The organism is Paraburkholderia sp., from assembly GCF_024281035.1.
In the GTDB taxonomy this organism is placed as follows: Bacteria; Pseudomonadota; Gammaproteobacteria; order Burkholderiales; family Burkholderiaceae; genus Paraburkholderia.
In genome coordinates, this window is sequence record NZ_JAMXLH010000074.1 from 1 (window position 1) to 7,070 (window position 7,070).

Below are 7,070 nucleotides of genomic sequence, written 5' to 3' on the forward strand. Positions count from 1 at the left end.
AACACCGTGTCGTACGAGTGGGACAAGCTGATCACGAAGAACCTCGCGTTCAGTATCGCCAGCGACTACGTGAGCCAGAACTCTCCCGACGGCTCCGCGAAGGGCTGGGACAACCTCACATTCGGCGCGAAGTACCTCGCCTACGCGAATGCGCGGCATGAGTTCATGGCGTCAGTCGGGCTCCTCGCAACCGTTGGTGGCACGGGCTCGAAGGCGATCGGGGCTTCGTATTCGACGTTCACCCCGACCGTCTACCTCGGCAAGGGCTTCGGAGACTTGCCGAACTCTCTCGCCTATCTGCGCCCGCTCGCGATTACCGGCACGATCGGCCCGAACATCACGACGGCCTCTTCCGACAACGGACCGAACTCGGTCGGCTGGGGCGTGACGGTGCAGTACAGCATTCCCTACCTGCAAAACCAGGTGAAGGATCTGGGCCTGCCGCAGCCATTTGCGAATCTGGTGCCGGTGGTCGAGTTCCCGATGAGCACCTGCACGGCGGGCGACTGTGCCGGCCAGACGACGGGCACGATCAACCCCGGCGTGCTCTGGCTTAACCGCTATGGCCAATTCGGCATCGAAGCGCAGATTCCGGTGAACCGTGCGACGGGCACCCATGTGGGCGTGATCGTCCAGGCGCACCTGTACTTCGACGACATGTTCCCGAATTCGCTCGGCAAACCCCTCTTCTAAGCGCAGGACACAACAAATGAAACTGCAAACCACCGCACGCGCCGCCACTGCCGCGCTCCTGATCGCCGCCTGCCAGCTTGCCCACGCGCACGCGTATCCGACTCACGAGGCCCCCGCCGCGGGCGCAACCGTCACGACGGCGCAAAAGGACGTGGCGATCGACTTCGACGACGCACTCGAACCCGCATTCAGCTCGATCACCGTGACGGACGCGCAAGGCAAGGCCGTCACGAGCGGCAAGGCCGTGGTCGATGCGTCGAACAAGAAACACATGTCCGTGGGCTTGAATCCGCTGACGCCGGGCGTCTATAACGTCGCATGGGCGGCCGTCGCCGCGGATGGGCACCGCACGCAAGGACACTTCGCGTTCACGGTGAAGTAACGACGCAAGGGCCGTCGCGCCATCACAGGTGTTCTGCGTGGGCCGATCGCTCGATCGGCATGCAGGTGAGCGCGCGGCCCGTCGGCTCGATATGGCGCTGCGCGAGCGTTTGGGGCGCTGGCGCTTCGATCACGCGCGGGTATCGAAGCCCGCGGAAGCCCGCGCCCAGATTCACGAGTGCATCGACGCCGCTCGGCGCCTCATGCAGCTTTTCGTCGATGAAGCGCTTGCGGCACAGTTTGCCGCGTCACAGCCCCGGATAACGCCGCTCGGCCCACGCCGCCATCTTGCGCGTCGCACCGGCGCCCACGTTGCCGATCACGCTCCGCGCGAGGGGCGGCCGCAGCGCGACGGCCAGCGCATCGGAGACGATGCGCTCACGCGGCGCAAGATTCTGTTCGAGCGCCGCCATCGCCATGGGGACCACGCCGGTCCGGGCGGCTTTGCCGGTCATGGCGGCTCGCTTTAATCAGGTATCCATATGATCCGGTTGATGACTGCGCCCCTGCACGCGGATCGCCGAATCGAACAGCGCCTCGGCACGCGCGAGTTCGTCGAGCGCACGCTCCAGACGGGACTGTGCGGCCCCGTGGGCCATCACCGATGCTTCTGCGACTTGCCCACCGCGAACGGCACGAAAGGCCAGATCGACGTTGCGGCTCGCCTCAACGAAGCGCCGCGCGGCCTCGGCTTCTTGTGAACGTGTGATGATCGCCATGGAAAAGTTCCATCGTTAATTGCGTCCAGTCCGCGATGCGCGCAACGCTGCGGCTGTGTGGACGTGCGCCGCCGTGCCGGACCGGTGCCACGGTATCCGCGGGCGGCATATCGAAGAGATCGCGCGTGACGCCGCGCGCCTGCTGCGCGGCGGACTGGCTGCGCAGACGTTGCGTGAGATCGGCGTACGCCTCGAAGTCGCCATCGCGCACGGCCTGGTGTATCGCGGCAAGCTCGCGTGCCTTCACGAGCGTGGGCTGCGTGAGCCGCACGGCATACGGTGCTTCGAGTTCAACCGCCAGTGCGATCGGGTAGCTCTTGCCGGCTAGCTCGCCAACAGGCTCCACGCGATCCACCACGACAGCAGCCTGCGAAGCGCACGGCACCTTGCCCGTGCTCACGGTGCGCAGGCGCTCGGGATGCACCTTCAGGCTGCTGCCGATGCTGAGTTCCGTGGGCGACGCGCACACCAGCGCGTAATGCTGCTCGCGCGCGCGGCCGGAAGGCCAGGTCGTGCGGCTCGCGACAAACACATGCGGCGGCAACTGCCGCACCTGCCCGCTCACATCGACCCAGGCGTTCCACACCAGCACGTCTTCACGCTTGCGCTCCGGCGCGCGCGCACGGCTGGCCGCAGGCGAGAACAGCGCAAGCAGCGAGCCGGTGCGCAGCGCCGCAATCTGCGCGCTATTGCCAAGCGACTGGCCGATGCCCCACAGGAAACGCCCGCCGCCCAGACGCCGCTCCCACTCCTTGCGAACAATGAGCGTAGCGAGATCTTCGCCGGATTCCGCCCCGATTCGGGACCAGCAAAACGCGGGCGGTAGGTGTTTCAGTGCCATCGACTTCCTCGGAGTGCTTCTATCTGTTCATTTCGACAGATAATTCAATAAACGTTACTGTATAGATATAATGCATGACATGGAAGCCCCGGACACACATTTTCCCGTGCATGAGCTATTGACGCAGCTGACGGCGGATACCCGCTCCTCCAGCGAAATAGCGCGGCTTTCCGGCGTCAGCCAGCCCACCGTGTCGAGACTTCGGCTCTCGAACGGTCGACGGCTCCGCCGGAGCGCGTCATTCAATAAGCTATGCAGTTTCTACGGCGTGAAGTCACCGTCCGCCGCAAGGCGTGCCGTTGCCTATAACGAACTGCTGCGCAACGCGATCGTCGAGGCGTGGGACGGCTCGGAAGAGCATGGCCGCGCGTTGCTCGTCGTGATCGAGGGACTGAAGGAGATGAGCGGACGCCCGCGATGAGCGTCGTACGCCCGAAGATGGGTGCTGTGGGCACGCGGTGGGCACGCGTTGAACGGACAGGTCGCCTGCTGCACATGGGCGCACCACGCAAAGGTAACGCGCTATGGGAGCCACACACGCTGCGCAGCACCTGGCTGGTGCGTAAATCCTGCGGGAAGGGCGTATTGCGGCCGATGAAGCCCTGCACAGCGCGCCGCGAAAGGGCCGGCAGGAGCGCAATCTCCCAAATCCCGTTACCTTAGGCACGCGCGACTCACTTCACGTGAGCGCAGGGTCGATGCCAATCCTGTCCGGGAGCAACGATGACAACCTCTCCATCCGGAAACGTTGCAGTGCGGCTGCGCGGCCGATGCCTGTGCGGCGCGGTTCATTACGTCGTGGACGACGCGTTCGTCTATGCGCTCAATTGCCACTGCTCGAAATGCCGGCGAGCCACGGGGTCTGCGTTCAAGCCCTTTGGCGGCATCGAGCGCCAGAAGCTGGCCGTCACGCAAGGCGCCGAACACCTGCTGACGTTCGGCGATGCGCATGCCTGCCACGACGTCCACTGTGGGCAATGCGGGTCGCTGCTGTTCTCCGTCGTGCGTGAAAGCGCCTGGGTTCATGTGACGCTGGGCACGCTGGTCGACAGCCCGGCGATCCGCCCGAGCGCGCACATTTTTGTCGGCTCGAAAGCGCCCTGGTACGAGATCACCGATTCCTTGCCGCAGTTCGACGAACTGCCTTAACCCTCGCTTAGCCTTCTTGCCGCTGCGGCGATCGACCATTCTCACGCGCACCGTGTGCACGCCACCGGAATTTGTTCTGGCGCAACGCAACGTTACGCAGACGAATGAGCGAATCCGGCTCAAGCCAGCCAGTTCCACGCGGTCCGAAGTGCCGTTTCCGGGTTGACGTGAGCTGCGCGAATATCGGCCGCGAGACTGCGCGTAACGCGATCTGGCCGGATAGTTATGGCTCCGCCGCAATGCCCTGAGGGGTTTCCGAGGGACCGATCGCGCTGGCGCGCGGCGCACGCTTCGTATGACGCATTCGATCAGCGACACTCGCCGGCATCGCAAGCGCCGCATCCAGCACGTCACACATGACGAACACGCAGCGCTTTACTGCACGACGCGCCAGGAACCGGCGGTCAACCAGTCCGCGGACAAACGCGTTCATCATATGTTCGCCATTCGCTATTGAGCGACGGAAGGCAACCTTATGCGGGAAGGTTTTGAAGGCAGGTCACCATGCCGCGCCGTATTCCCGGAATAAGCCGCAGCGCAAATTGGTTCGACGATTTAGACTCGCCACTCCAATTAATTGCGTTATTCGAGTCGGAAATCGCTCGTGGTGCGACGCCATTCAGCAGGCGTTGTGATTTGACCCTGTCACGGCACGCAACTGTGCATTACTGACGACGATTCAGGTTGCCTCGCATGGCGTAACGCACTACCATACGCGATCTTTCTGCATTGCACGAATATTCAGGCTGCCATTCGTACGCGCTAATCGCGCGCGCGTCTGGCACGCGCGTTTGGCGCTCCCTCGGCGGAACGGCATTCGCCCCCGCCCATTTCCCCTGCAAGTTCGTCATCGCCAGAACTTCACAACGCTGGCGCGTGACTCTTTTGCCCTTGTCAGGCCCCGCTTCAAGGAGAACGTATTGACAAGCCATGACCGGGACGACGTGCTGACCGCGTCTGCCCGCCCTGCCCGCCGCGGATCGAAAGACAAGACCGGCGATACGACTCAACTGGACGCCGGCTCGCAACTCGAAAAACGTCAGCATCAAATGCGGGCGCTGATCAAGCTCGGCCGCGAACGCGGCTACCTCACGCACGCCGACATCAACGACCATCTGCCCGACAACTTCGCGCAGACGGCCGCACTCGAAACGATCGTTGCCACGTTCAACGACATGGGCGTGCAGGTCTACGAGCAGGCGCCGGACGCCGACACGCTGCTGCTGAACGAAGAAACCCGCGCCGACGCCCAGATCGACGACGAAGCAGACGAGGAAGTCGAAGTCGCGCTCTCGACCGTCGATTCGGAATTCGGCCGCACGACCGACCCGGTGCGCATGTACATGCGCGAAATGGGCTCCAGCGAACTGCTGACGCGCGCCGGCGAAATCGAAGTCGCGAAGCGCATCGAAGATGGTCTCCAGGAGATGATCCAGGCGATCGCGGCGTGCCCGTCGATCGTCGCGACGATTCTGGCTGACGCCGATCGCGTCGCCGGCGACGAAATGCGCATTGACGAACTGGTCGATGGCATCGGCAGCGACGAGCCGCCGCAGGAAGCTGCGATGGCCGACGCCGAGGACAGCGACGAGATCGAGGCGCAAGCCGACGACGCCGACGAAAGCGGCAGCGACGATGAAGACGACAGTGACTCGAGCGATGCGAGCAAGGCCAACGAAGCGCAACTCGAACTGCTGAAGGCGAACAGCCTCGCGATCTTCGCGCGCGTGCGTGCGCTCTTCGAGCAGATGGCATGCACGAGCGATTCAGACGCGCGCGCCTCGGCCGCCGAAATGGCGATTTGTGAAGAAATCCAGCGCGAACTCGCGCCGATCCGCTTCACGGCCCGCACGATCGACCGCCTGTGCACGCTGCTCCACGGACAGGTCGCGCAGATCCGCGCGATCGAGCGCAACGTGCTGACGATCGTCGTCGACCGCTGCGGCATGCCGCGCGAGGCGTTCGTCGAACAGTTCCCGGGCAATGAAACCGATTTCGACTGGGCTGTCCGCACGGCTGCAAAGTCGAGCAAGTACGGCGCCGCGATGACGCGCAGCCTGCCGGCCATTCAAGCCGAACAGACGAAGCTCGCCGAAATCGAAGCGAGTGCATCGCTCTCACTGCAGCAGATCAAGGCGATCAATCGCCGTATGACGGTTGCCGAATCGAAGATGCGTCAGGCAAAGGGCGAGATGGTGAAAGCCAACCTGCGCCTTGTGATCTCGATTGCAAAGAAGTATGTGAACCGCGGGATGCAGTTCCTCGACTTGATCCAGGAAGGCAACATCGGCCTCATGAAGGCCGTGGACAAGTTCGAATATCGCCGTGGCTGGAAGTTCTCGACGTACGCGACGTGGTGGGTGCGTCAGGCCGTGACGCGTGCGCTCGCTGACCAGGCGCGCACGATCCGCGTGCCGGTGCACATGATCGAAACGATCAACAAGCTGAACCGCATTTCGCGCGAGATCCTGCAGCAAACGGGCATGGAAGCGCATCCGGCGGATCTCGCCGCGCGCATGGGCATGACCGAGGAGAAGGTGCGCGGCATCCTCAAGATCGCGAAGCAGCCGGTTTCGCTGGAAAGCCCGGTGGGCGACGACGGCGACGCAACGCTCGGCGACATGATCGAGGACGCAGCGTCGAGCTCGCCGGCCGATGCTGCGATTCACGCAAACATGCGTGCCGCCATCGACGAGGCGCTCAAGGCGCTCTCGCCGCGCGAGGCGAAGGTGCTGCGCATGCGTTACGGCATCGACACGACGTCGGATCACACGCTGGAAGAAGTGGGCAAGCAGTTCGACGTGACGCGCGAGCGTATTCGTCAGATCGAAAGCAAGGCGATGCGCAAGCTGATGCATCCGAGCCGCGCCGACAAGCTCCGGCCTTTCCTCGATCGTTGAGTTGCACGAAGATTCAGGCCGCTGGTTTTTTGCCGCGGTCTGAAGCTTGAATATGAAAAAGCCGTCCTTCGGGACGGCTTTTTCATGTGCGCTGCTTCATGTGCGCTGCTTCATGTGCGCCGCTTCATGTGCGCTGCTTCATGTGCGCTGCTTCATGTGCGCTGCTTCATGTGCGCTGCTTCGTGTGTGTTGCTTCGTGTGCCCTGCGGCTTTAACTGTCCACTTTGACCGCTGCGGAGCAGCCTCGTCTGCTCCGGGCACAGGCGTAAACGCCAAAACCCCGGCGCTCAGGGAGACACCGGGGTTTCGGATACAGCATAAGGAGCCTGACGATTACCTACTTTCACACGGGCAATCCGCACTATCATCGGCGTGGAGTCGTTTCAC

At 63.3% G+C, this 7,070-nt stretch carries 9 protein-coding genes; 5 read left to right on the top strand and 4 right to left on the bottom strand.

Going from position 1 to position 7,070, the window contains the following annotated elements; translation table 11 throughout:
• Both Q0L30_RS23700 and Q0L30_RS23705 read left to right on the top strand, forming a co-directional pair.
• Positions 1-693: hypothetical protein (locus Q0L30_RS23700; RefSeq protein ID WP_296662721.1), on the top strand; the 693-nt coding region annotated here is incomplete at its 5' end.
• A 16-nt stretch (positions 694-709) separates the two neighbouring features.
• Entirely contained in the window at positions 710-1,075 is a 366-nt protein-coding gene (locus Q0L30_RS23705) for a copper resistance protein CopC (protein WP_296662723.1), read from the top strand.
• 247 nt (positions 1,076-1,322) lie between these two features.
• On the opposite strand, the gene Q0L30_RS23710 is transcribed toward Q0L30_RS23705, so the two are convergent.
• Genes Q0L30_RS23710 through Q0L30_RS23720 form a run of 3 tightly spaced genes read right to left on the bottom strand, consistent with a single transcriptional unit; the run spans position 1,323 to position 2,634 of the window.
• On the bottom strand, positions 1,323-1,529 hold the full coding sequence (locus tag Q0L30_RS23710; protein WP_296662726.1) for a hypothetical protein: 207 nt from the start codon (positions 1,527-1,529) through the stop codon (positions 1,323-1,325).
• 15 nt (positions 1,530-1,544) lie between these two features.
• Complete coding sequence (locus tag Q0L30_RS23715; RefSeq protein ID WP_296662729.1) at positions 1,545-1,793, bottom strand: hypothetical protein; 249 nt, start codon at positions 1,791-1,793, stop codon at positions 1,545-1,547.
• Positions 1,741-2,634 (bottom strand): hypothetical protein, encoded by an 894-nt coding sequence (locus tag Q0L30_RS23720; protein WP_296662731.1) that lies wholly within the window; start codon positions 2,632-2,634, stop codon positions 1,741-1,743. The genes Q0L30_RS23715 and Q0L30_RS23720 overlap by 53 nt, the downstream gene beginning before the upstream one ends.
• A 79-nt stretch (positions 2,635-2,713) precedes the next feature.
• Here Q0L30_RS23720 and Q0L30_RS23725 point away from each other — a divergent pair, with 79 nt between their 5' ends.
• Positions 2,714-3,055: an XRE family transcriptional regulator gene (locus tag Q0L30_RS23725; protein ID WP_296662733.1), complete on the top strand. Its 342-nt coding sequence runs from the start codon at positions 2,714-2,716 to the stop codon at positions 3,053-3,055.
• 302 nt (positions 3,056-3,357) lie between these two features.
• Positions 3,358-3,783: a GFA family protein gene (locus Q0L30_RS23730; RefSeq protein ID WP_296662735.1), complete on the top strand. Its 426-nt coding sequence runs from the start codon at positions 3,358-3,360 to the stop codon at positions 3,781-3,783.
• A 223-nt stretch (positions 3,784-4,006) separates the two neighbouring features.
• Here Q0L30_RS23730 and Q0L30_RS23735 read toward each other — a convergent pair whose 3' ends face one another.
• Entirely contained in the window at positions 4,007-4,219 is a 213-nt protein-coding gene (locus Q0L30_RS23735; RefSeq protein WP_296662737.1) for a hypothetical protein, read from the bottom strand.
• A 484-nt stretch (positions 4,220-4,703) separates the two neighbouring features.
• On the opposite strand from Q0L30_RS23735, the gene rpoD reads away from it, so the two are divergent.
• Positions 4,704-6,683, top strand: a complete 1,980-nt coding sequence (rpoD, locus tag Q0L30_RS23740) for an RNA polymerase sigma factor RpoD (protein ID WP_296662739.1) — start codon at positions 4,704-4,706, stop codon at positions 6,681-6,683.
• Positions 6,684-7,070 lie beyond the last annotated feature (387 nt).

Excerpts from the sequence above, each read along its gene's own strand:
- Q0L30_RS23705 (WP_296662723.1), top strand. The coding sequence starts at position 710 with ATGAAACTGCAAACCACCGCACGCGCCGCCACTGCCGCGCTCCTGATC.
- Q0L30_RS23710 (WP_296662726.1), bottom strand. The coding sequence starts at position 1,529 with ATGACCGGCAAAGCCGCCCGGACCGGCGTGGTCCCCATGGCGATGGCG.
- Q0L30_RS23715 (WP_296662729.1), bottom strand. The coding sequence starts at position 1,793 with ATGGCGATCATCACACGTTCACAAGAAGCCGAGGCCGCGCGGCGCTTC.
- Q0L30_RS23720 (WP_296662731.1), bottom strand. The coding sequence starts at position 2,634 with ATGGCACTGAAACACCTACCGCCCGCGTTTTGCTGGTCCCGAATCGGG.
- Q0L30_RS23725 (WP_296662733.1), top strand. The coding sequence starts at position 2,714 with ATGGAAGCCCCGGACACACATTTTCCCGTGCATGAGCTATTGACGCAG.
- Q0L30_RS23730 (WP_296662735.1), top strand. The coding sequence starts at position 3,358 with ATGACAACCTCTCCATCCGGAAACGTTGCAGTGCGGCTGCGCGGCCGA.
- Q0L30_RS23735 (WP_296662737.1), bottom strand. The coding sequence starts at position 4,219 with ATGATGAACGCGTTTGTCCGCGGACTGGTTGACCGCCGGTTCCTGGCG.